Annotated in this window: 19 protein-coding genes, 1 tRNA gene and 1 pseudogene; 5 read left to right on the top strand and 16 right to left on the bottom strand. The window is 73.6% G+C overall.

Annotated features, from left to right (window positions below):
* The 6 genes and pseudogenes from ACIRPH_RS30790 to ACIRPH_RS30765 all read right to left on the bottom strand — a co-directional run.
* Nucleotides 1-245 (bottom strand): annotated as a pseudogene (locus ACIRPH_RS30790) (hypothetical protein); the annotation flags it as partial.
* A gap of 41 nt (nucleotides 246-286) precedes the next feature.
* Nucleotides 287-463 carry a hypothetical protein gene (locus tag ACIRPH_RS30785; RefSeq protein WP_402920837.1) on the bottom strand — a complete coding sequence of 59 codons (177 nt, stop codon included), beginning with the start codon at nucleotides 461-463 and terminating at the stop codon, nucleotides 287-289.
* A 193-nt stretch (nucleotides 464-656) separates the two neighbouring features.
* The gene (locus ACIRPH_RS30780) at nucleotides 657-1,844 is read right to left on the bottom strand and encodes a helix-turn-helix domain-containing protein (protein WP_402920834.1); all 1,188 of its coding nucleotides are present in this window, start codon (nucleotides 1,842-1,844) and stop codon (nucleotides 657-659) included.
* A 227-nt stretch (nucleotides 1,845-2,071) separates the two neighbouring features.
* Nucleotides 2,072-2,836, bottom strand: coding sequence for a protein kinase (locus ACIRPH_RS30775; RefSeq protein WP_402920831.1), 765 nt, complete (start codon nucleotides 2,834-2,836; stop codon nucleotides 2,072-2,074).
* A gap of 19 nt (nucleotides 2,837-2,855) precedes the next feature.
* Nucleotides 2,856-2,990, bottom strand: a complete 135-nt coding sequence (locus ACIRPH_RS30770; protein WP_402920828.1) for a hypothetical protein — start codon at nucleotides 2,988-2,990, stop codon at nucleotides 2,856-2,858.
* A gap of 279 nt (nucleotides 2,991-3,269) precedes the next feature.
* Entirely contained in the window at nucleotides 3,270-3,461 is a 192-nt protein-coding gene (locus tag ACIRPH_RS30765; RefSeq protein ID WP_402920825.1) for a hypothetical protein, read from the bottom strand.
* 294 nt (nucleotides 3,462-3,755) lie between these two features.
* Between ACIRPH_RS30765 and ACIRPH_RS30760 the strand changes: the two genes are divergently transcribed.
* Nucleotides 3,756-5,399, top strand: coding sequence for an alpha/beta hydrolase (locus ACIRPH_RS30760; protein WP_402920822.1), 1,644 nt, complete (start codon nucleotides 3,756-3,758; stop codon nucleotides 5,397-5,399).
* Nucleotides 5,400-5,671: 272 nt separating this feature from the next.
* Here ACIRPH_RS30760 and ACIRPH_RS30755 read toward each other — a convergent pair whose 3' ends face one another.
* From ACIRPH_RS30755 to ACIRPH_RS30735, 5 genes are all read right to left on the bottom strand, one after another.
* The gene (locus ACIRPH_RS30755) at nucleotides 5,672-6,256 is read right to left on the bottom strand and encodes a septum formation family protein (protein WP_402920820.1); all 585 of its coding nucleotides are present in this window, start codon (nucleotides 6,254-6,256) and stop codon (nucleotides 5,672-5,674) included.
* A gap of 231 nt (nucleotides 6,257-6,487) precedes the next feature.
* The gene (locus tag ACIRPH_RS30750) at nucleotides 6,488-6,970 is read right to left on the bottom strand and encodes a septum formation family protein (protein ID WP_402920817.1); all 483 of its coding nucleotides are present in this window, start codon (nucleotides 6,968-6,970) and stop codon (nucleotides 6,488-6,490) included.
* Between the two features lie 432 nt (nucleotides 6,971-7,402).
* A tRNA-Lys gene (locus tag ACIRPH_RS30745) sits at nucleotides 7,403-7,475 on the bottom strand.
* Between the two features lie 138 nt (nucleotides 7,476-7,613).
* A complete protein-coding gene (locus ACIRPH_RS30740; protein ID WP_267946203.1) occupies nucleotides 7,614-7,799 on the bottom strand; it encodes a hypothetical protein in 186 nt (61 codons plus the stop codon).
* 151 nt (nucleotides 7,800-7,950) lie between these two features.
* Nucleotides 7,951-9,876 carry a BTAD domain-containing putative transcriptional regulator gene (locus ACIRPH_RS30735; protein WP_402920813.1) on the bottom strand — a complete coding sequence of 642 codons (1,926 nt, stop codon included), beginning with the start codon at nucleotides 9,874-9,876 and terminating at the stop codon, nucleotides 7,951-7,953.
* 198 nt (nucleotides 9,877-10,074) lie between these two features.
* On the opposite strand from ACIRPH_RS30735, the gene ACIRPH_RS30730 reads away from it, so the two are divergent.
* Both ACIRPH_RS30730 and ACIRPH_RS30725 read left to right on the top strand, forming a co-directional pair.
* Entirely contained in the window at nucleotides 10,075-11,061 is a 987-nt protein-coding gene (locus ACIRPH_RS30730) for a MurR/RpiR family transcriptional regulator (RefSeq protein ID WP_402920810.1), read from the top strand.
* Nucleotides 11,062-11,137: 76 nt separating this feature from the next.
* Nucleotides 11,138-12,136: an N-acetylmuramic acid 6-phosphate etherase gene (locus ACIRPH_RS30725; RefSeq protein ID WP_402920807.1), complete on the top strand. Its 999-nt coding sequence runs from the start codon at nucleotides 11,138-11,140 to the stop codon at nucleotides 12,134-12,136.
* Between the two features lie 343 nt (nucleotides 12,137-12,479).
* On the opposite strand, the gene ACIRPH_RS30720 is transcribed toward ACIRPH_RS30725, so the two are convergent.
* Nucleotides 12,480-14,048, bottom strand: a complete 1,569-nt coding sequence (locus ACIRPH_RS30720; protein WP_402920804.1) for a DUF885 family protein — start codon at nucleotides 14,046-14,048, stop codon at nucleotides 12,480-12,482.
* A gap of 132 nt (nucleotides 14,049-14,180) precedes the next feature.
* On the opposite strand from ACIRPH_RS30720, the gene ACIRPH_RS30715 reads away from it, so the two are divergent.
* On the top strand, nucleotides 14,181-15,005 hold the full coding sequence (locus ACIRPH_RS30715; protein ID WP_402920801.1) for a vancomycin high temperature exclusion protein: 825 nt from the start codon (nucleotides 14,181-14,183) through the stop codon (nucleotides 15,003-15,005).
* A gap of 341 nt (nucleotides 15,006-15,346) precedes the next feature.
* Here ACIRPH_RS30715 and ACIRPH_RS30710 read toward each other — a convergent pair whose 3' ends face one another.
* The 3 genes from ACIRPH_RS30710 to ACIRPH_RS30700 all read right to left on the bottom strand — a co-directional run bounded on the left by ACIRPH_RS30710 (nucleotide 15,347) and on the right by ACIRPH_RS30700 (nucleotide 18,560).
* Nucleotides 15,347-16,786 (bottom strand): hypothetical protein, encoded by a 1,440-nt coding sequence (locus ACIRPH_RS30710; protein WP_402920798.1) that lies wholly within the window; start codon nucleotides 16,784-16,786, stop codon nucleotides 15,347-15,349.
* A 227-nt stretch (nucleotides 16,787-17,013) separates the two neighbouring features.
* Nucleotides 17,014-17,619, bottom strand: coding sequence for a vancomycin high temperature exclusion protein (locus tag ACIRPH_RS30705; protein WP_402920795.1), 606 nt, complete (start codon nucleotides 17,617-17,619; stop codon nucleotides 17,014-17,016).
* A gap of 317 nt (nucleotides 17,620-17,936) precedes the next feature.
* A complete protein-coding gene (locus tag ACIRPH_RS30700; RefSeq protein WP_402920792.1) occupies nucleotides 17,937-18,560 on the bottom strand; it encodes a DUF1707 domain-containing protein in 624 nt (207 codons plus the stop codon).
* A gap of 801 nt (nucleotides 18,561-19,361) precedes the next feature.
* On the opposite strand from ACIRPH_RS30700, the gene ACIRPH_RS30695 reads away from it, so the two are divergent.
* Nucleotides 19,362-21,179, top strand: a complete 1,818-nt coding sequence (locus ACIRPH_RS30695) for a UvrD-helicase domain-containing protein (RefSeq protein ID WP_402920790.1) — start codon at nucleotides 19,362-19,364, stop codon at nucleotides 21,177-21,179.
* Between the two features lie 239 nt (nucleotides 21,180-21,418).
* Here the strand turns inward: ACIRPH_RS30695 and ACIRPH_RS30690 are convergent, their stop codons facing one another.
* A complete protein-coding gene (locus tag ACIRPH_RS30690) occupies nucleotides 21,419-22,912 on the bottom strand; it encodes a DUF6114 domain-containing protein (RefSeq protein ID WP_402920787.1) in 1,494 nt (497 codons plus the stop codon).

The raw sequence follows: 22,912 nt of genomic DNA, 5'->3' as shown, positions 1-22,912 counted from the left end.
GCGACGCCGACCAGGAACGGGTTGACGTCGACGACCACCCGCACGGTCCCGCCCGGGTCCCCGGAACGGGTGTGCTTGCGGGCGTTCGACACCAGCGCTTCGGCCACCAGGAAGACCGGTTTCCTCGCCCGGCGGGGGACCACGGTGGGCACCCAGGCGGCCAGGGCGGTGCAGCCGCGCTCGTGGCCCAGGAGGATGCCGTGCCGGTGGGGCTCGCAGAACCCGATCCGGTGCGGGTACGGCACAGCGGGTTCAATGTCTGCACTGCCCAGATCCGTGTCGGGCCTCACCGGCCCGCCTCCACGATCCGCTCACGCAGTTCCTCGGCTGTGGCCGCGGACAGCCGGGTCGGGGCACCCTCGGTGTCGACGCGGCGGGCACACCAGTCCCTGTTGGTCCGTTGCGCGCTCAGCGCTCGCCAGATGGTCCACTCGCCCGCGAACTCCCCCTGGAGAGCATCCATCCTTTGGGAATCCGGGTCGGGAGCGGACTCGGGCCAGGAAACGTACATGCACCGAAGCCGCTCGCACTCAGTGCCATCTGTCGCGACGGGGGACGGCGAAGCCCCCGATGAGGTGTCCATGCGTCCACGATCACGATTCCGGTGCCCACTGGTGTTCCAACGAGAAACATTCCACGCTTGACACCGGGACCGCTCATCCCATTCGTGTCAGCAGCCCGCGGAGCCTCTCCGGCACATCCCGATGGGAGTCGGCCAGACAGCGGGCGGTCGCACGCGCCATCGGGTGGTACCGGACCATCTGGGGGGCGTCCTTCTCAGCTGTGAGAAGCCGTTCGAGGGCCTGCCTCCGATCTCCCAGCTCCATTCGTACCCGCGCCATGTCGATGCCGTGGTGAGCCCGCCGTTCCGGTGCCAGTGACACCAGCATCGCCTTGCTGATCCGCGCGTCCCTCCTGGTGGCGTCGTCGTAGTCCCGCAGCTCAGCGGAGATCGCCGCCCCGTGGATCACCAGATTCCCTGGGTTGAAGTCCGTCCCGTGTTCGTCCAGTGAAGGCCGCCCGGCACGCTCGCTGACCTCCTCCGCCTGCCCGAAGTGCTCCCACGCCGACGAAGCGTCCCCGTTCCGCGCCGACACGATCGCCGCCCTCAGGTGGAGCGACCCCAGGACCTCCACCGCGTCCGCACGGGATAGGTCCACCTGGGCCATGGAGCGCCGCAACAGCTTGACGGCGGGCGCCCATGCAGCCACAGCCATCATCAGCAGTGCCCGACGATGGGTGACCATCAACGGAAGGTGTGGGTCCTGGGAACGCAGCGCTGAGACGGCAGACCTCTCCTGGACCATGGAGGCGAGATCGGTGAAACCGAGGCGACGGGTGAGGGAGGCCGTGATGGAGTGGGCGGTGTGCAGCATCCGCCAAGCGCTCGGCTCGTCTTCCTCGTAGGCGTGCCACATGAGCTCTGCCAGCAGGGCGGGGAGGCGGGCTCCGAGCTTCGCGTGCTGGGAGGCGTGCCGTAGCCGCTGCGCGGTCGCCAGTTCGGCGGCGAGTGCCGCGATCGGACGCGGAGGTCCATCCAGATCGGGAGCGACATCGGTGACTGTAAGGACTCGCCGGATTTCGGACAGGGGTGCGTACACCGCCCGGTCGGGCTCGGTCTCCTCTTGGAAGGGCTGCCCGTACAGGCGCGCGGGGTCCACTCCGAGGGCAGCGGACATAGCGGCCACGAACGCACCTGTCGGGGCTTTGTGACCGGCTTCGACCTGCGCGATGAGGGAGCGGGAGTAGTTACTGCGACCTGCGAGTCCATGCTGGGTCAGCCCGCGCAGCTTCCTTGCACGCGCGACCCGTCGGCCGATGGTGTCCGGGGCATCCTGGCTCACGTTCGCCCTGCCCTTCCTGTTGCGATGCTGGCTCCAGGGTACGGCGGGGCTTTTTGCATGTCAGGTGTGCGACAGGTTCGTGACCGCCCCGCCTTGGACCTCCTTCCCCCTTCTCCCACACCACACCGGACCCCGCCGAAGCAGTCGTGGGGGTCCGGTTTCGTGTTCAGCGGGTTCAGGCTGCCCCGGCGGTCGGGTGCATCACCAGGGCCGAAGGCCCCACCCTCCTACCGGCCGCCCAGGTGTTCCGCCCACGCCTCAGCGGCCACCAGCATCGCTTTCAACCACTCCTCCTCCGGCCTCATCTCGACCATCCACTCGTGCAGGCGAACGTTGGCACGGGCGAACGCCCTCGCGCTCTCCGGCGAAGACGCCTTCCACGCCTCCAATTGCCCCACCCACCCCTCGGCGGACTCCGGGGAGTGGTGGGCGGAAACGAGTTGGACAGCCAGGTCCGTGGGCATGATGATCGGCGCCCCGTGCGTGGGCCACGCCCAGTCCAGGAGCCACGTCCCACCCTCGGAGAGGAGGAAGTTGTGTCCGTGAACGTCGGTGTAGGTCAACGCGTCCCCGCGCAGAAGGGCCTTCTCCTCCTCGGTGGCGAACCGGTCCCACCGGGTCTCCTCCCACCCCCGGGCCACAGCGGGCAGGGGGATCTCCGACACCCTGTTCAGGGCCTCCACGACCCGGCCAAGGTCGGGTGAGCCCGGCCGGAAGTCGGCCGGCCTGCCCTCGATGGCGTCGAAGCCCATCACGAACCAGTGCTCGTCCTCGGCCTGCCATCGCATCGTCGGGGTGACGTCCCGGACGAACGGGTTGACGGTCGCTTCCCGGTGGGCGGAGTCCAGGCGCCCGCCGGGCCGGTTCGGGACCCCTTTGACGAAGAACTCGCCCTGCTCGCTGCTGATGATGGCTGTGGTGCTCCAGCTGTAACTTTTACCAGCGGGGCGGACCCGGCTGATGTCCCCGGTGTGGGGGCGGATGAGGTCCATGAACGGGACCGTGGTGTCCTCAGTAGCGGGGGTCGCACACGCTTCCGGGGCTTCCGGGGGAGCACCAGTGGTCTGGTTCGCAGGTGATGATGGTGTGTTCGTCATCGTCGTCCGGTCCCTTGGCTTCTTGGATGGCGGTCCTGGCGTTGCTCATGTCCGGGCCGGTCAGGACGGGCAGGGCCGGTGCTGTTCCCGGGGAGGTTTTCCGTGGACCCGAGAAAGGGCAGAGCCGGACTCCGGACGCCCCGGGCGTGCCTGCCCCAGTGGCCCGGGAGGTCCGTGGTGGATCGGACACGACAGTGGGCCTCGCGGCTCGGGTGGCAGAACCCGCACCACGGTAGCCACGCCACAGCTGGGACGGCAGGGAAACAACGAAAGGAGCCGACGCCCACGGGGGCGTCGGCTCCTCGGGTTCCGCCTGGACCGCCGGTCCTCAGGAGGCTGCGCGGTTGAACTGCAGCCCCCCGGAGGCGCCCGGGTCTCCCCCGCCGAAGAGGATCGCGTCGACGACCTGCTGCGCGTAGGCGACGTACGGAAGACCGTCGAGGTCGTGGGCGGCGGCGGGCGCGGCGGACGCCCCCAGGACGACCGTGCTCAGGGCGAGGGCGGCGAAGGTCCGGCGCATGGGACTCCTCAGTAGTGCAGTGATCGGTTCCGACACTCGCGTTGATCCCCTGCCCAGGAGCACAGCAACCCTGTGACCTGCGAAGAAGAAAACCGCGGCGTCTCCCCTCCCCCGGATCGGGGTCGGCCGGCGTCTCCCCTCCCCCGGCGCGGGGCGTGACTGTCCGCATCCGGCCATGGACCGAATCCATGACATTCGTCAATGTCGCCCCCGTACGTCCGGTTCGTACCGTGGTGCCTCCGAAGCACACGACCCCGTTCCCCCGGAACGAGACCGAAAGCGGAGGCCACCCCTGTGCGCCGAGCACGCACGATCCCCTTGGCCGCGAGCGTCCTGACGGCCGCCCTGACCACCTCACTCGCGGCGGCGTCACCCGCCGCGGCCGATCCCGCCGCCCCCGCCCCCGCAGCCCCCGCCCTCGCGCGGTTCTACGACCAGGACGTCGCGTGGGCCCCCTGCACCGAGGCCGAACTCCCCGGCCTGGAGTGCGCCGACATCGAGGTCCCCCTCGACTACGCGGACCCCGATGGCACGCGCATCACCGTGGCCGTCAGCCGCGGGACCGCCTCCGACGCCGAACGGCGGCGCGGCATCCTCCTCACCAACCCCGGAGGCCCCGGAGGCCACGGGCGCGCCGTCCCCCTCTCCCTCGCGGACAACCCCGGAGCCGGCTGGGCCCTCGGGGACACGCGCGCGGCCGAGGTGTACGACATCATCGGCATGGACCCCCGCGGCACCGGCGCGTCCTCGCCCCGCATGAACTGCGGAGCGGACCCGCTGCCCTTCCTCACCCGCCCGACCGACGCCGAGTTCTCCGCCCTGACCAGGGCCGCGATCGACTACCAGCGCACCTGCGAGCGCACCCAGGGCGACCTGCTGCCGCACATGAGCACCGCGAACACCGCCCGGGACATGGACGTCATCCGCGCCGCGCTGGGCGAGGAGAAGCTCAACTACCTGGGCGGCTCCTACGGCACGTACCTGGGCGCGGTGTACGGCACCCTCTTCCCCGAGCGGATGGACCGCAGCGTCCTGGACTCCGCCACCCGCCCCGAAGGCGTGTCGCGCGACGCCCTCATGGGCCAGGCCCCGGCCTACAGCGCCAACATGGACCGGTACACGGCCTGGCTCGCCGAGCACGACGACCTGTACGGCTTCGGTACCACCGCGGACGACGTGCGCGAGACGCTCGACGCCACCTCCGCGCGGCTCCGGGAGGAGCCGCTCGGCGAGGACTCCCCCATGCCGGGGTACGAGAACAACTACTTCGACATGGACATCGGCTTCCACGCGCGACTCCAGGCCTCGTGGGACGCGTTCGCCTCGTTCCAGTGGTTCCTCGTCAACGACGAGCCGCTGCCCGAGGGGTACGAGTCCCTGAGCATCGCCTACAGCACCGTGGCGGGCGACATCGTCACCCCGGACCTCCAGACCGCGGTCCTGTGCGAGACGGAGTGGCCCACCCGGCTCGGCGTGTACCGGGAGGACACCCGCGTGTACCGGGAGGAGCACCCCTACGGGAGCGGCGCGTGGTGGGCCTCCCCCCAACCGTGCGGGTTCAGCACCCTCGACCGGCCCGAGCCCGCGGTCGACGCCGAGCGCGACGGCTACCCGCAGGGCCTGGTCATCGCCGGTGAGCTGGACGCCAACACCCCCTACGAGGACGGTGTGGCCATGGCCGAACGCCTGGACAACCCGCTGGTCACGGTGGCCGGGGACGGCGGGCACGGCTTCTACCACTCCTTCGGCCTGCCGTGCGTGAGGGACGCCGTGGACGCCTACCTGGTGGACGGCGAGGCCCCGGCCGACGTCACCTGCCAGGGCCTGCCGCCCGCGGAGCCCGCCCCCGCGGCCGAGACCGCCGAGGCGTTCGCGCAGGAACCGGCCGAACCCGCCGCCCCGCTGCTCCTGCCCGCCACGGGCGGCGCCGGGGTCTGACCGGGACCGGTCCCGGGGGCGGCCGGCGACCTCCCCCGGAGCACGCGAACGGCCCGCACCGTGCGGTGCGGGCCGTTCGTCATGCGGTGCGGACCGGGACCGGTAGGGCCGGGTCCCGTGCTCGTCGTGCGCCTGCCGGAGGCATGTCCGGGGCCGTGGACGAGGTCCGCCGGGAAGGATCCTGTGCTTGTCGCGGGGTTCGTCGCAGTTGCCCGCGACAAGGACAGGAGCCGGGTCGTGCCGCCGGACCGGAGCGCTGTCCGGTCCCGGCGCTAGTAGCCGGCGCCCTCGAGGGTGCCCTCGACCTGTCCGGCCATGTCGTAGGCCAGGCAGAGGACCTCGCGGTCGCCCAGGTTCCAGCCCTCCTCGACGGGGTACAGCGGCGTGTAGTCGATGCCGGACTCCGCCCACGCCATGCCGACCCAGGCGTCGAAGGCGTCGCGGCAGATGGTGTCGGCGGCCTCCTGGACGGCGGTGTCGCCCGGGTACTCGCCCGACTCCGCGATGTCCTCCACGTGGTAGACCTCGTAGTCGTGGGGCTCGGCGCAGTCGATGATGGGAACCTCGGAGATCTGGTCGTCCGTGTTCTGCGTCATCTCGTTCAGGCAGTCGCCCAGACCGACGTTGAAGACGTCCGTGTCGGAGGCGCCGGCGGGCTCCTCGGACTCCACCGGCTCCGGGGCGGGGGTCTCGGGCGTCTCGCTGGTCTCGACCGGTTCGGGGGAGACCTCGGTCCCGCCGGTGAGGGCGGGGGGCAGCAGGGGAAGCTGGCCACATGCGGAGAGGGACAGCGAGGCGCCGACGGCCAGGATCCCGATAGTGATGCGGCCGAGCAGCGGGCGGCGCGTTGCGGACATGAGTAGTACTCCACCAGTTCGAGGGTTGCTTGCTGCCGACGTGGGGGAGGGTCGGCGACATGTATCAAGATGCACGTCACACGGAGAAGGTTTCAGCCCAAGACGGGGCGAATCAGAATTTTTAGATTCTCCGGTCGCGACGTGCTCTCCATCGCCGCAGGTGAACGGCGGCACGGGACGGCGCGGGCTGGAGCAGGGCCCGTCACCGGAAGGCGTGCGGTACGCGGGGATCTAGCGGTTGGCGCCGGAGAGGGTGCCGGTGACCATCTCACCGTCGGTGAACAGGTAGCAGGCGACCTCGCGGTCGTCCAGCTGGTTCCAGCTCTCCTCGGTCGGGTAGAGCGCGCCGGCGTAGATCTCGGACTCGTCGTAGGAGACGCCGACGAAGTCGGTGAAGTTGTCGCCGTAGCAGATCTCCTCCGTGGAGGCGTCGACCGACTCCGTGCCCGGGAAGTCGCCCTCGGGCAGGTCCTCGGTGTAGTAGACCTCGGCGTCGTGCTCCTCGGTGCACTCGACCAGGGGGATGTCGCTGACCTCGCCCGTGGCGAAGGCCGCGTTCATCTCGGACTCGACGAAGCAGTCGCCGACGCTGATGTCGAAGACGTTGCCGCCGCCGATGAGGGAGGTGATGGCGCCGCAGCCGCTGAGGGCGAGGGCGGAGCCGATGGCGAGCGCGGACAGGCCCGTGGCGCGCAGGACGGGGGAAACAGACATGGGGATTCTCCGGGGTTGGTGCAAGGGGTTCTTGCCTCTCCGAGAGAGGCGGCAGAAACGCAACATTTCCCCACCAGGGGGTTTATGTCAATCTCATTAGAGAGGTCACCTCATGAGACCGAACGGTCACGTTGTGCACCGCCTGAGCTGCGATGCCGTGACCCGAGGGGGATTTCGGGCACAGAATGCAGGAGACCATCCGGCTACGACAGTTCGAGGTGCCGCACATCACCGCCGGTCGCCGCCGGAGTCGGCGGACCGTCCCCCGAAAGGGACGCCGTTCCGCTCGGGACTCCAAGGGGACAGAATGCGTCAGCGCGAATTCGGGGAGTAGGGAAAGGAGGGAGCGGAAGGGCACTCGCGAATCTCGCGAATGCGGTCCCGGGAAAGCACGAAGGCCCCGATCGGAATCGATCGGGGCCTCGGATCGTGTGCGTCATCAGGGACTTGAACCCCGAACCCGCTGATTAAGAGTCAGCTGCTCTGCCAATTGAGCTAATGACGCCCGCCGCTCCCGGGTGTCGGACCGTGGCCCGTACCCCCTGGCGACGTCGTTAACTCTAGCAGGACCGCGGGGTGGTCGCGAACCGGTTCCGGAGCGACCGGCGGGCCCGCCCCGTGCCGCCAGAGCCCGACAGAGGTCCTAGGAGAAGGCCAGGACCAGCGCGACGACCACCGCGATCGCCAGGACCACGCCGACGCCCGCCAGCACCAGCGGCAGGATCGGGCGGCGCGCGGGCTCCTCGGGCTCCGGGTTCTCGTCGACGAAGCGGCGGAAGTGCTGGGTGTTGCCCGCCGGGTCCAGGTTGGGATCATTGTTCTGTGTCATGGGGTTGACACTAGCGACTCGTGCGACCGCAGCGGACCCCCGTAGACAAATCCGACCGATTTCACCACCGGTGCTTGGTTTTCCGTTCGCGCCGCGTCTCCGGGACGCCACGCTCCGCCCACCTCCCGGCCAACCGCAGGGCGGATGGTCCTCATCCGGGTGAAAGCCGAACGTAAGACGCCTGTCCCACACTTGTGCCGGGCGGGTCCGCTCCGACCGGTACTTCCCCGCGGCCGTGGCGTCCCGTCCCGGGCCCGGTACGCAGCACGGCGGCCATCCGGGCCGTGGGAGTGACGCCGCGTGCCGGGTCCGCCTCCTCCAGGCTCCGCACCAGCTCCGAGCCGGACGCGTGCGGGTTGGTGTCGAACCAGGCCACGGCCATCCGCAGCGGCAGCGGCAGGTATCCCGACAGGTGGGCGAGGCGCCGCAGCACCGTCTCCCTGCACCGGTCCGCGCCGATCTGCGAGCGGAGCAGTTCGACGGCGGCCCCCGGCGGCAGCGCCCCCACCGGGAGCGCGCGGAGCCCGTCGCGCACCAGCAGGTCGGTCAGCCAGTTCCGGCTGGTGACCACCGCGGCGCAACCGGCGCCGCCGGGCAGCAGGGGCCGCACCTGGCGGCTGGTGGCCGCGTTGTCCAGGATCAGCAGGACGCGTCTGCGCGCCAGGAGCGTGCGGACGCGGGCCGCGGCGTCCTCGGTGTCCAGGGCGCCGGCGCCGTGCCACTCCGAGGACAGGGAGCGCACCAGCCGGCGCAGGACCTCGGCCGGGTCGCGCGGGGAGCCGTCGCCGTCGCGCAGGTTGACGTACAGCTGGCCGTCCGGGAAGTGCGGCGCCGCCGCGTGCGCCCAGCGCAGGGCCAGGGCGCTGCTCCCCGCCCCGGCCGGGCCGCGCACGAGCACGCTGCCGGGGGCTCCCCCGCGCGGGTCGACGAGACGGTCGAGTTCGGCCAGTGCCCCGTCGCGCCCCACCAGGACGGCGGGTGCGGCGGGCAGCTCCGAGGGCGTGACGGAGCCGGGCACCCTGGCGGGGGGCCGGACCGGGTCGGGGGCCGGTTCCGCGTCCCGGACGCACCGGCCCGCGGGTCCCCCCGGTTCCGCGTCCGCGCCGGCGCAGGCCCCGGCGCCCCCGGCGGGCGTCCCCTCGCCGCGGACCAGGGCCCGCTGGCGCGGGATGCGCGCGAGCGGGTCGCGGTGCGCGTCGTGCCCCGGGGGCCGCGCGGTCCCGTGCTCCGACGGGGGGTCCAGGTCCCCGCGCAGGATGCCGTGGAAGGTCTCCTGGAGCTCGCGTCCCGGGTCGGCGCCGAGGCGCTCGACCAGGGCGTCGCGGGTGCGCGCGTACACGCGCAGGGCCTCGCTGGGACGGCCGCTGCGGTAGAGGGCGATCATCTGGACGCGGATGAGGGGCTCGCGCTCGGGATGGTCGGTGGCGATCGGCCGGATCTGGTCGGCCACCCGCTCGTGGTCACCGCGCGCCAGGGCCCCGCCGAAGCCCTCCTCCGCGGCGCGCAGCAGCTCCTCGGTGAGGGGCGGCACGTCGCGGGAGTGCAGGACCGGGCTGGCCACGTCGGCCAGGACGGGGCCGCGCCACAGGCCCAGGGCACGGATGAGGAGTTCGGTGCGGGACTCGCGGTCGCCCCGCGCCGCGGCGTCGGCGGCGCTCCCGACCAGTGCCCGGAAGCGCAGGAGGTCGGACTGCTCCTCCGCGAGGTCGATGCGGTAGCCGCCGTTCCCGCCGCGGATGAGCGGCGTGCCGCAGTGGTGCTCGAACAGGGCGCGGGCACGGGCGACGTGGACCTGGAGGGCGCTGCGGTTGGCCTGGGTGGGCGGGGCGCCCCAGATCCGCTCGACGAGGTGGGCGGTGGGGACGGTGCTCCCCGCGTTGAGGAGGAGCGAGGCGAGCAGGGCGCGGCGCTTGTCCCCGCGCAGGTTCAGCGGCACGCCCCCGACCTCGACGCCGAACTGCCCCAGCAGCCCCACGTGGAGCCCGCCGGCCCCGCGGTCGACCGGCCGTGCGCCGGCCGTCGCACCGCTCCCGGCGGCCGATCCGGACCGCCGTCCTTCCGGGTCGCTCGGCGACACGGCACCATCCCCCCTGGCGGGTTGCGCGCGTGACGGATGAGCCGCGACGCCCCCGCCCCCAGGGTGCCGCCTGAGCTGGGATCCCGCAATCGGAGGGTGGATACTTGCTGCCGCGACCGTCCCTTGAAATCCTTGATTCTCCCGCTTTTTCCCTCCACCGCGTTGACTCTGCACCACGACCGAAAGAAACTTTCCTCCATGGCGCAAATTCCGAAGCCTTCGGGCGACCGACCGGAGACCGGGGCGCTCTCCGCCTCGCCCGTCCCCACGACGGTGCTCCGCATACGGTCGCTCCTGCCCTCCCTCGCGCCCGCCGAGCGCCGGGTCGCCCAGCGCGTCATCGACGACCCCGAGAGGGCCGCGGCCTCCTCCATCACCCAGCTCGCCAAGGACTGCGCGACCTCCGAGGCCACGGTGATCCGGTTCTGCCGCACCATCGACTTCAGCGGCTACCGGGAGCTGCGCCTGGCGCTGGCCACGGAGGCCGGGCAGGCCCGCGGCGCCCGCTCCGGCTCCCCCGAGCTGTCCAGCGACATCAACCCCGACGACACGCTCGTCACGGTGGTCCAGAAGATCGCCTACACCGACGCACGCGCCGTCGAGGAGACCGGGGCGGCCCTGGACGTGGACGTCCTGCGCACGGTCATCGACACGATGGCGGGCGCGCGGCGCATCGACGTGTACGGGGTGGGGGCGAGCGCGTTCGTCGGGGCCGACCTCCAGCAGAAGCTGCACCGGATCGGGATGACCTCGTTCGCGTGGTCCGACGCGCACGTCATGCTCACCAGCGCCGCCCTCCTCGACGAGCGGGACGTCGCCATCGGCATCTCCCACTCCGGTTCGACCATCGACACGGTCCAGGCGCTGACCGAGGCGGGCAGGCGCGGGGCGCGGACCGTCGCCATCACCAACTTCCCCCGGTCCGCGATCGGGTTCGCCGACCACGTGCTGACCACGGCGGCGCGGGAGACCACGTTCCGGTCCGGGGCGACGGCGAGCAGGCTCGCCCAGCTGACCGTCGTGGACTGCCTGTTCGTGGGCCTGGCCCAGAGCCGCTACACCGACAGCCGCACAGCGTTGGAGACCACCTTCGAGGCTGTGCGGGGCCTGCGGATCAACGACGACCGCAGACGCCGCCGCGGGGACTCCCCCGGCGGCAGGAGCACCGACGGAAACGACGACTGACCGGCACGCGTCGGCCCCGCCGCCCGGTTTCCCCGGCGGTGGGCCGGGCGCGGCCCTACGGAAAGGAACGGCACGGGTGCGGACCGAACAGGAGAGCGCGGTACACGGCGGCGGGGAAGACGTCCCCCGGCCCCCCGGCGACCCGGAGGGCGGTGGGGCCGTGATCGTGCGCGCTCCCACCGAGGAGCGCAACTCCGGCACGTACGACATCGACCTGCTCCCGGCGCTCGACATCCTGCGGCAGATCAACGCCGAGGACACCACGGTCCCCGCGGCCGTGGGCGCGGTCCTGCCCGAGCTGGCGCGGGCCGTGGAGCTGGGGGTGGCCGCCCTGGAGAGCGGGGCGGCCATCCACTACTTCGGCGCGGGCACCTCGGGGCGGATCGCCGCGCAGGACGCCGCCGAGCTGCCGCCGACGTACGGCGTGCCGGCCGAGTGGGTGGTGGCGCACCACGCGGGCGGCGGCGAGGCGCTGTCGCGGGCCGTGGAGGGGATCGAGGACGACTGGGAGTCGGGCCGGATCGACGCCGCGGGCGTGTCCGAGGGCTCCCTCGTGGTGGGGCTGGCCGCGAGCGGCCGCACCCCGTACGTGGGGGGAGCCCTGGAGGCGGCCCGCGAGAGGGGGGCGTCGACGGTGCTGATCAGCGCGAACCCCGGGGCGTCGCTCGCCTCGTCCGCGGACGTGCACGTGGGCGTCTCCACGGGCGCGGAGGTGATCGCCGGGTCCACGCGCATGAAGGCGGGCACGGCGCAGAAGCTGGCCCTGAACGCGTTCTCCACCGCGGTGATGGTGCGCATGGGCCGGACGTTCTCGAACCTGATGGTGGGCGTGGACGCCACCAACGGCAAGCTGCGGGGCCGGGTGGTGACCATCCTGACGCAGGCCACCGGCCTGGGCGAGGAGGCGTGCGCGGAGGCCCTCAACGCGGCCGGCGGCGACACCCGGGTGGCGCTCGTGTCCCTCCTGGCCGACGTCGACGCGGCCGGTGCCGCGCGGGCCCTGGGCTCGTCGAAGGGGCGGGTGCGCGACGCCCTCGGGAAGCTGGGGGCGCCGGGCCCCGCCACCCCGGAGTAGGCCGGGAGCGACTCGCGGCCGCCCCCGCGGGGCGGCCGCGGGCCCGGGGACCGGGGTCGTGGCCCGGGGACCGGGGAGCGGGTCCGGGGGCCCACGACCACGGGAACGGTGCCTTGGGGCCGCAGGCACGAGGCCGGGGTCTGGACCGGGACCGGTGTCCCGAAGGCCGGTGTCCTGAAGGCCGGTGTCCCGGAGGCCGGCGTCCCGGACGCGGGGCGGGTCCGGTCACCGCGGCCCGCCGGCCGTCCACAGGCCCCGGGAACGTCTGGCGGCCGGGACGTCCCACGCCCTACCGTGGAAATCGGGGGGTCCCCCGGCCCCTCCGCGCAGCGCTGCCCGGCCGCTAACCGCGTTCGAGGGCGGTGCCGATGAGCCCGATCGGCGGGGAGCCGAGGTCGAGCAGCGCCCGGTGGAACCTGGGCAGGTCGAACCCCTCCCCCCACTGCTCGCGGGCGCGCTCGCGCAGCGCGAGGATCTCCAGCTTGCCCCAGGTGTAGCGGCCGTAGGTGGGGTCGAAGGTCGCCCGGCGGGCCTCGGAGAGGGCCGCGGGCCCCTGGAGGGGGGTGTCCTCGGCGAAGCGGGCGGCAGCCTCCTCCACCGTCAGGCCGCCGGTGTGCATGCCGATGGCCACCGACAGGCGGGTGACGCGGATCAGCGCCTCCACCCACACGCCGACCTCGTAGTGGTCCGCGGTCCACGCGGGGTCCCCCAGGCGTTCGGCGGCGTACTCGCCGAAGCCCTCCTCCAGGCACATCTCCTCGGCGTAGTGCGCCCACCCCTCGGCGAAGGTCATCGAGTGCAGGGTGCGGCGCACCTGGCCGGGGGCCCTGCGCAGCGCGCGGCCGTGGGAGAAGTGGCCCGGCGCCACCTCGTGCACGCTCACGGCGGGCAGGGTGGTGTGGCTGAACATCTCCAGCCACTCGCCCGCCTCCTCCTCGCTCCACGCCTCGTCCGGCGGGGTGATGAAGTAGAAGGAGGGGCTGTCGGCCTCCCACGGGCCCGGCCACGCCATCATCGCGGTCGCCCAGCGCTGCGAGGGCGGGGAGACGTCCACGCGGCACTCGCCGTCGTTCCACGGGGCCAGCCCGCGCTCGGCGGTGAACTCGACGGCGAGCGCGGTCCAGCGGCGGGCGGCGTCCAGGACCCCGTCGGCGGCCGGGTACTGCCGGGTGAGCTCGCGGGCGAACTCCATGGGGTCGCGGCCCGGGGCCATCCGGCCGGTGGCCCGGGCCAGGGCCGCCCTCAGGCGGTCTCGCTCGGCGTCGGCGCGGGAGGCGAGATCGGCGAGGTCCACCTCGACCGCCTCACCGGTGCCCATCAGTCGGCTCAGGGCGTCCGCGCCGAGCCGGGCGCTCTCCGGCCCCTCCCGGACGGCTCGCTCCATGTGGTCGACGAGGCGGGCGTGTGCCGCGAGGGCGGGTTCGAGGACGTCGGCGGGGATGTCGTCGGGGAGGCCGTCGGCCACGCCCCTCACCGCGGCCAGGAGCGCGTCGGCGAGGGGGGCGGGGACCCTGTCCAGGGAGGCGACGGCGTTGTCGACCACGCGCGGCCACTGGGCCAGGTGGGTGATGCGCGCGGCGTCGCGCTCCGCCTGGGGCGCGTACTCGCGGTCGTAGCCCGAGACGTCGAGCTCGCCCAGGTGGTGGAGGGGGTTGGAACGGTGCAGCTGGAGTTCGCCCAGCTCGTAGCGGAGACCCTGCTCGAACGCGGCCAGGTGGGCCTCGTCGTGGGCGTCGGCGACGGGGTCGCCGCCGAGCCGGGACAGCGCGTCCCGGACCCCGTCGGGCGACGTGTCGGCGACCCTGCCGTCGTACTCGTGCATCCCGGAGCCCTCGCGCATGCTCCCGGGCATGAGGTCGGCGAGGGCGCGCAGTCGCGGGGACAGGTCGGCGTGGTGCGGCTGTGAGGACATGCGGCGACTCTAACGGGGTGTCCGGGCGGCGCACAGCCGGGTTTTCCGCCCGGCACGATTCGCCCGCGAGGTCGCCCCGCCCGTCCCACCCTCCGCCGGAACTCTCCGGCCGTTCCGGGCGTCTTCTCAGGCGTGACGACCTCAGATCCCGCCGCGTCCGGCGCCTCCGCACCCGACGACGCCGAGCGGGAGCCCTCCGCCCCCGGGCACGCCGCCCCGGCCCCCGACGGCTCCCCCGGCGACGGCGCCTCCGTACCGGGGGCCGGCGACACCGGCCGGAAGACCCGTCCCGAACGGCGCCGGCGCCCCCTGCGGCGCCTGGCCCTGCTGGCCGTGTGCGCCGTGGTGGCGGGCTTCCTGCCGTTCGTGTGGCAGGTCGCGAGCACCTCCGGCGACCGCCACACCGCCGAGGGGGTGCCCGAGCGACCGGTCGCGCTGGTGCTGGGCGCGGGGGTGCGCCCCGACGGCCTGCCGTCCCTGCTGCTGGCCCGCCGCCTCGACACCGCCGCCGAGCTCTACTTCGCCGGGAAGGTGGAGGCCGTGCTGGTGAGCGGCGACAACAGCGTCGACCACTACAACGAGACCGACACGATGAGCGACTACCTGGTGGCCGCCGGGGTTCCGGAGAACCGGATCGCGGGCGACTACGCCGGGTTCTCCACCTGGGACTCGTGCGTGCGCGCGCGGGAGGTGTTCGGGGTGGAGGAGGCCACGGTGGTCACCCAGGACTTCCACCTGCCGCGCGCGGTGCGGCTCTGCCGGGACGCGGGGATCGATGCGGTCGGGGTGGCCGACTCCAGCCTGGAGGAGCGCAGGTTCGCCACCGTGTACGGGTGGGTCCGCGAGGTGCCCGCCGCGGTCGCCGCGCTGGGCACGGCGGTGTTCCGCCCCGACCCGACCTTCCTCGGGGGCTACGAGACCGCCGTGGACGACGCCCTGGCCGCCGACGCGGAATGACGCCCGGGGCCGCGCCGGTGGCCGGGGCGGCCCCCGGGCGGCGGCGCCGGCGTGGGTGGTGCGGGGCGTCGGGGGCCTTCCGGTCCGGTGGTGGACGTCGCAGTCCGCACCGGTACCGGAGGCCCTCCTCGCGTGTGTCGGGCGGGGCGGGTGTCACCGACCTCCGTGGTCGGTACGCCCGGGGCGTGTTCCGTGGACGCCGTCCGTCGCGAGCGGCGCATCCGGTGCGTTCATCGCAAGGCCGACGAAGGAGTCAGGGCGGGGTCCTGTCGACAGAGAAGAACGCCGCGAAGGGCGTACCGGGGCGACGCGCAGCAGGACGAGTGTCCGCGGAACACGCCCTAGCGTCCTCCGCCGAAGAGGCGTCCGAACAGGCCGCCCTGGGCGGGGGCCTGGGGAGCGGGGGCCGGGGCCTGTGGCGCCTCTTCCTCCTCCGGCTCCTCCTCGTGTTCCACCCCCACCAGGGCGCAGAACTCCTCGGCGTCCTCCGGCAGCGCCCAGGCGGCCAGCGTCGCGGTGAACTCCCCGTCCTCCCACGCGGAGGCGGGCAGCTCGGCGATCGCCCACAGCACCTTGAGGGTCTCCTCGTCGTACTCGGCCCGGGCGTGCTCCTCGGCCGTGTGCCCCTTGCTGCGGGGGCCCAGGACGATCTCCAGGCCGACGCCGGTCACCAGGGCGCGCGAGTCGGCCTCCTCCTTGATCAGGCCGGGCAGCATGTCCAGGCGCAGCCGCCGCGCGCGGCCCCCGGCGCGGCCCAGCGCCAGGAAGCCCAGGACCTGCGGCGAGCGCCCGCCGCAGTGCGGCCACGACTCGTTGAACAGGCCCGCGTAGCCCATCGAGGTCCCGCCGCCGCGGCCGATGCGGCGCAGCGCCTCGCGGGGGGTGTCCTCCCCGTGGATGAGCACGAGCGCCACCGACGCGGCGAAGGAGTTGTAGAGGTTCCCGCCCGCCATCTGGTGGGTGAGGGCCACGGTCGTGTCGATGTCGGCGGCGTCGGCCACCAGGCCCAGGGCGAACAGCTCGGCGGGCAGCGGTTCGCCGCTGTCCAGCCCCCCGCTCATGACCTCCCGCAGGCTCGTGGGCGCCTGCGGGGCGGGGCGCAGGTCCTTGGCGAGCAGGACCTGGGAGGCTCCGGTGATCTCGGAGGCGATCCGCTCGGAGTCGTCGGTGAGGAAGGCGAGCAGGTAGCTGACCCACTCCCCCGCACGGTCCAGGCCCCCGCGGTTGAGGCCGCCCTTGAGGAGGGTGACCAGGTCGGGGACGCGGGCGAGGACGGCCTCGTAGGTGTCCAGCTCGGCCTGGAGGATCGCGGCGCCGTTCGGCTGCTCCATGACGGCGAGCCGGTTGCGCATGCGGAGGTGGTGCTGTTCGTCCGGGGCCTCCTCGGCCCAGGCGCGGTACTGCTCCCGCACCTTCTCCACGTCGTTGGACGTCGCCCACGCCACCTCGTCGCGCCACTGGCCGAGGTCGCGGACCTCGGGGAGGCGGTCCTCCGGGTGGCCGGCGACCAGTTCGAGGAGCAGGCTCAGGGGACGCCAGCGGTCGGTGGGCGGGGTGCCCTCGGCGCAGGCGGTGTCGACCAGGAAGTCGACAACCCTGGGCGCGGCGACGTGCCCGGGCGCGGGGAAGTGGACGAGGTCGTGGAGGTCCGAGAGGGCGCTGTCGCTCCCGGCGAGCTCGGCGAGCAGGCCGGGGACGCGCTCGCCGCCCTCGGGGAGGAGCGCCGTCCAGTCCACGCTCTCCGCGCCGTCGTGTGGGTCGTTGTCCGTGGTCGCGTTCATGGGCCCGATTATCCCGGCTCAGCCGGATCGCGCGAATCGGCGGCGGCGTCGACCTTCTCACGCCCCCGCGGGGAACTCCGGCCCTCCTCCGGGTCGAGGGGGCCGTACCCTTCCCGCGCCCCGGCGGGGGACCCCCGCCGGGGCGCGGTCACGCCTGCGGGTGGGGTGTGAGTGCGTGTCCGGTCACGGCGGGTGCGGGCCGCCGGTGCCCGGGACTGCGGGTCCGGTCACGCCTGCGTGTGCGCGGGCGCGGGGCGCAGCACCGCGTCGCGCAGGGCCTTGACGGCTGCGCCGACCTCACGGGCGTAGCCGATGAGGGTGGAGCGGCGGCGGGCGCCGAGGCTGGGGTCACCGACCCCGACGGCGTCGATCCCCGCGGCGCGGGCGAGGGCGACCGTGCGGGGCAGGTGGAAGGACTGGGTGACCATGGTGGCCGCGCGGACGCCGTGCAGGTCGCGCACCCGGACGCAGGTGTCCCAGGTGCGGTAGCCGTACCGGTCGGCCTCGATCCGGTCGGCGGGCACGCCGTGGCCGACGAGGTAGGCGGTCATCGTGTCGGTCTCGTGTCCGGAGACCTCGCGGTTGTCCCCGGAGACGATGATCCGCCCGACCCTGCCGTCCTCGTAGAGGCGGACGGCCAGGTCCAGGCGGCGGGCGAGCAGGGGCGAGGGGCCGTCCTTCCACGCCGCGGCGCCCAGGACGACGGCGACGGGCCGGTGCGGGACGGCGCCGGGGTCCTTGCGGCGTCCGGCGCTGGCCAGGTAGGTCCAGGCGTAGGGGGCCAGTGCCAGGGCGCACGCGCCCGCTCCGACCCCTGCGATCCACCAGCCCACGCGTGCCGCCTCTCCGGTTGTCGGCGCGCCCCGCGGCGTGCCGGACCCATCATGGCGTACGGCCGGTCACGGCCGGACGGGGAGTCGCCCGGACGGGACCGGGGGACGCAGGTACGGCCGGCGCGGAGGACGGCCCGGGCGCGGGTACGGCCAGGCGCACGGGGACGGCCGGGGCCGGGACGCGGGTACGGCCGGGGCGCGGAGGACGGGGCCTCGGGGAGCCGCGGTGACGACCTGTACGGGGGCCGCCGGGCAGGGCGGCGGGGATGGCGGGGGCGGCGGGCCGGGCTCGTCGGCCCGCCCGTGGGAACGCCGGGTCAGGCCCCTCGGCCGCCCCAGGAGAAGGGGCGCTTGTAGCGGACGCGGAGGCCCCCGCCCTGGCACCCGCCGGTGACGACGAAGTGCGGTGCGCCCTGCTTGCGCATGGAGTCGACGTCGGAGCGCAGCGTGCCGAACCAGGAGGAGTCGCAGTCGACCGAGGCGGTGGCGCCCTCGGGGAGGATCAGGTCGGCGCTGCCCCACGAGGTGTCGACGTAGACCTCGGTGACGGGACTCGTGAGGACGGCCTCGCGGAAGTCGAGCCGGGTGGAGCCGTACTTGTTGTACACCTCGATCCGGTGGGGGACCTCCCATCCGCCCTTGCGGACGATGGAGCTCCCTCCGGCCCTGAGGACCATGGGGTCGCCCTGGGGCTGGGCGACCACCCCCGGGACCGTGCCGGGGACCGAGGGCAGCGGGGCCGCCGCACCGCCGGGGGAGGGCAGGTCGGAGGTGAGCGGCTCGAGGTCGGCGTAGGTCTTGGCCGCGTAGGTGGCGTTGAGCCGTTCGTCCAGCTCGTCGAGGGTGATCCGGCCCTCCGCGGCGGCTTCGCGCAGGACCTCGGAGACCTGGTCGCGCTCAGCGTCGGATATGCGCATCCGGCTCATGTCGTTGGGGGCCACTGTGCTCGTCCCGGTCCTTTCCGCTCTTTTGTCACCACCACGGTAGAGCATGGGGTGTGACGGTCGCGGAGCCGAGCGGCGCCGGGGTCGCGGGGTCGGCGAAGGTTGGCCGTGCCACCCGCTTTGGAGAGGGCGGGGACTGGGTACCGCTTCTCTAGAGCGGTCCGGGAACCAGAGCGGTTGAGGACTCTGCCGGGGTAGGACGGACCCCGGCAGAGTCCTGAACCACACGTGGTTTCCGCCCCCCGTGCGCTCTACGATCTCGCGCGGGGCGCCGTCTGCACAGAGCGTGTCCGAAACCGGCCACAACGTGTACCCCTCCCGCCGGAGCGGGCCCGCTCCCGCGTCGGTCCCACGTTCCTCCCTCCCGCCGGGTTTCGGTCATACCCTTCCCTGACGACAGTTCTTCCTCACTGTCCCCACAGATCCCACTCCGAGCTGGCAGTCTCACCCTCTGTTCCTTATTTTCGGTCAGGTACATAAACCTACTTTCGGACACCAGCCCTTCACACAGAACCGCAGGTCACGGAGCCCGCGCCGGGACCCCGCGAAAAAACCCACCCGGAAGCTCGAACGTGCTTGCGCAAAACGCCTTCTGAACAGGGCATACGTGGGACCCGAAAACTCCTCCCAACTCGGCGGCGATCGACCCCGGAGCGGCGTTTGCCCAAATTCGCCGCCGAGCATGTTTCAAGTGAACGCGACGGTCGCCCGACCGGCTTCCCCTCGCGCGACACCATCCGCTCCGACCTCCTCAGCACCGCAGACACCACTTGGTCGAAGACCGGAGGAATCCACGACGTGTCCGCCCTTGCGATCGCCCCGACGTTTCTCAGCGACTTCACCCGCCTCACGCCCGACGTCCAGCTCGACACCCTGGCCGTGATGCGCGCCTGCCAGGCCGGGGACGACCCCGACCTGGAGGCCGTCGCCGGCGCCGCCGACCCGCGCGTGCGGGTCGTCAGCATCGCCCCCGACTGGACCGGCGTCGTCGTTCCCGACCCCGACGGGGAGGGACGCGGCGAGCCCGGAGAGGACCGCCCCACGGACGGTACGCACTACCGGCTCATCACCGTGCGCCCGCGCGACGAGGCGCTCCGCTTCGCCCGCGGCCTGCGGCCCGAGGTCCTGGCGTCCCCCGGGGCCGAGGCCGTCGACCCCACGCCCGCCGGTCCGCCCGAACTCGCCGACGCCCTCGCCGCGCCGTTCGACCAGTGGCAGATCACCCTCCACCCCGACCAGCACCGGATCACCGAGGCCCGCTTCAAGGGGTCGGCCCAGATCACCGGGGGCCCGGGGACGGGCAAGACCGTGATCGCCCTGCACCGCGCCGCCCACCTGGCCGAGCGCGACGCCGCCGCCCATCCCGGGGACCCCCGCGAGTCGGTGCTCCTGACCACCTACAACCGGGCCCTGGCCCTGTCCCTCTCCGAACGCCTCGACCAGCTGCTGCCCGACCCCGGCGTGCGCGCGCGGGTGCGGGTGGCGACCATCGACAGCCTCGCCCGGTCGGTCGTGCAGTCGCACAGCAGTGTCGCGCCGCGCATGGTCGGCCGGGACGAACTGGCCCAGCGGTGGCGGGCGGTGGCGCTGGCCGACGGGCTGCCCTTCTCCGGCCGCTTCCTGGTGGACGAGTGGGAGCAGGTCATCCTCGCCAAGGGACTGGAGCTGCTGCCGCAGTACATCCGCTGCGAGCGCAGCGGCCGGGTGCAGCACCTGGCCCCGGAGCACCGCCGCCAGGTGTGGGAGACCGTGCGGCGCTACGTCGGCGCCATGCGGGTGGAGGGGCTGTGGTCCTACCCGCAGCTCGCGGCCGAGGCCGCCCGCGTCCTGGGCCGTGGAGCGCCGCTGTTCCGGCACGTGGTGGTGGACGAGGCCCAGGACCTGCACCCGAGCCAGTGGCGGATGCTGCGCGCGGCGGTCCCGGAGGGCCCGGACGACCTGTTCGTCGTCGGCGACCCGCACCAGCGGGTGTCCGACAACCGGGTGTCGCTGGCCTCGCTCGGCATCAACGTGCGCGGGCGCGGCCACCGGCTCCGGACGAGCTACCGCATCACCCAGGAGATCCTGGACTGGAGCATGCCGGTCCTGGGCCGCCGTGCGGCGCTGGGCATGGACGACAACGCCGACACCCTGGCCGGGTACCGGTCCCTGCTGCGCGGGCCCGCGCCGGTGGTGCGCGGCTGCGACGGCCGCGCCGAGGAGCTCGCCGCCCTGGGCGACCGGGTGCGGGCGTGGCTGGCGGCCGGGGTCGGGCCGGACGAGATCGCGGTGGCGGGGCGCAACCACTGGGTGGTGCGCGGCGTCGCCAAGGAGCTGGAGGCCAGGGGGATCCCGACCGCGCCGCTGGAGGACGGCGGCGACGCCGCGGCGGTGCGCGTGGGGACGATGCACCGGCTCAAGGGACAGGAGTTCCGCTGCGTGGCCCTGGTCGGGGTCAGCGACCACCTCCTGCCGCCCAAGGCCGCGATCGAGGCGGCCGACGGCGACCAGGTGGCGCTGGAGCAGGCGTTCCAGCAGGAGCGGACGCTGCTGTTCGTGGCCTCCACACGGGCCCGCGACGCGCTGTACGTCTCCCACGTGGGCCGGGCCAGCCGCCTGATCACCGACAACTGGTAGCCCGCGGTACCGGCGGGGCGTCGCCGTCGGCGGCGCCCCGCGCCCGTGCGCGCCCGACCGGGCGCGAGCGCTTCGGACCGCTCCGCGCCCTGGGCGGCCCGCGCCCGTGCCCGCCGCTCCCGCCGGAGCGGGCGGGGGCCGTCCAGGCCGGGACGGCGCTGACCCCGCCCGGGGGGCCGGTGGGGGCACTGTCCCGCGCGGCGCCTCCGGGGGCGTTCCGGTCCCGGAACCGGCCCCCGTCAGCCGCCTCCGCCGTACTGCCCGTTGAGGTTCGGGATGGTCATGCTGTCGGTGGCGGCCATGGGGTTGTCCACCTCCACGTCGGTGACGATCATGAACGGCAGCAGCAGCGGGGGCGGGAAGTCCGGCGTGAAGGTCAGCGGGATCCCCAGGAGCCGCACGTGCATGCGCGTGATGTGCAGGCGCACGTCACCGGTCAGGTTCATGGCGGGCAGGCCCAGGCTCATGCGGGTCCCCCCGTCCTCGAACCACAGCTCGCCGTCGTCCACGTCGGCCTGGCGCATGCTGAGCATGATGTAGCGCTTCGGACCGTCGGCGGTGGGGCACTCGACGACGCCGTCGTAGCGCGCCCCCCTCATGGTGAGCGTGTCGGCGGTCAGGCCGGACGTGCGGACCGAGCCCTGGAAGCAGTCGTAGTCCTCGTCGACGGGGACCTCGGGGAGTTCGCCCTCGTCCCGTGCCGCCCGGCAGGCCTCCACGGCCTCCAGGAACTCCTCCTCCGACCCCGCCAGCGCGGACTCCCCGGAGAGCAGTTCGCAGGCCGCCGGGTCGGCACCGGACCCCTCCTCCGGCTCCTCCTCGGGCTCCTCGTCCTCGCCGGGCTCCTGGGGCTCCCCGTCCTCGCCGGGGTTCTCGCCCGGGTCCGCGGGGTCGCCGGACGGCCCGGCGGAGGGTTCCTCCGAGGGCTCCTCCGAGGGGTCGTCCCCGGGCTGCTCCTCCCCGCCGCCCGGCGGGGTGAACCAGTCCCAGGGCCAGCCCAGGGTGGGCGCGGGGGCGCCGGCCAGCACCACCGCCGCGGCCAGCGGCAGGGCCAGGGCGGCGAGCGGCCCGGTCCTCGTGCGCGGGTCGGCGACGCCGTCCTCCCCCGAGGGGCCGGCCGCGTCCCGGGGGACGCCGTCGCCCCCGGCGGGCGCGTCCGCGGCGGGCGGGCGGTCGCCACCGGCGCCGTCGCCCTCCCGGGTGGAACCGGTCCCCGGGCCGCCCTCGGCGGACGCGGGACCGGAGGCGTCGCCCTCGGCGGACAAGGGACTGGAGGCGTCGATATCCGCGGACCCGGGACCCGAGGCGTCGGCCGCCCCGGCCCGGCGGCGCCTGCGGGAACGGCGGCGAACGCTGGGGGCCCACGCGAACACGAGGGAACCGCCGACGATGCCGAGCAGCATCCCGATGACGAACCCGCCGAAGTTGGAGGTCACGAAGGAGACCAGGGCGAGAGCGAGCCCGACCAGGCCGAAGAAGACGTGCTGGGCCGGCTGGAGCCAGCTCAGCGCTCCCAGGGTGATCAGCAGCGCCGCGATGAGGGCGCCGGACACCCCGGCGATACCCGCGTAGACGATCAGGTCGATCGGGAGGATCAGGCTCTGCGCGGCCGGCGCCAGCAGCAGCTCGACCCCGGCGGCGACGAGGAGGACGCCGCCCCAGAACGGGCGGCTGCGCCGCCAGTCCCGGAAGCGTTCCCGTCCCGTCCGGAGGAGGGTGGGTGCGTGGGTCAT

Source organism: Nocardiopsis sp. NPDC101807, from assembly GCF_044766605.1.
GTDB lineage: Bacteria > Actinomycetota > Actinomycetes > Streptosporangiales > Streptosporangiaceae > Nocardiopsis > Nocardiopsis tropica.
Note: the sequence above shows the minus strand (reverse complement) of the source record. Positions and strands in the feature narration are given on the sequence as shown.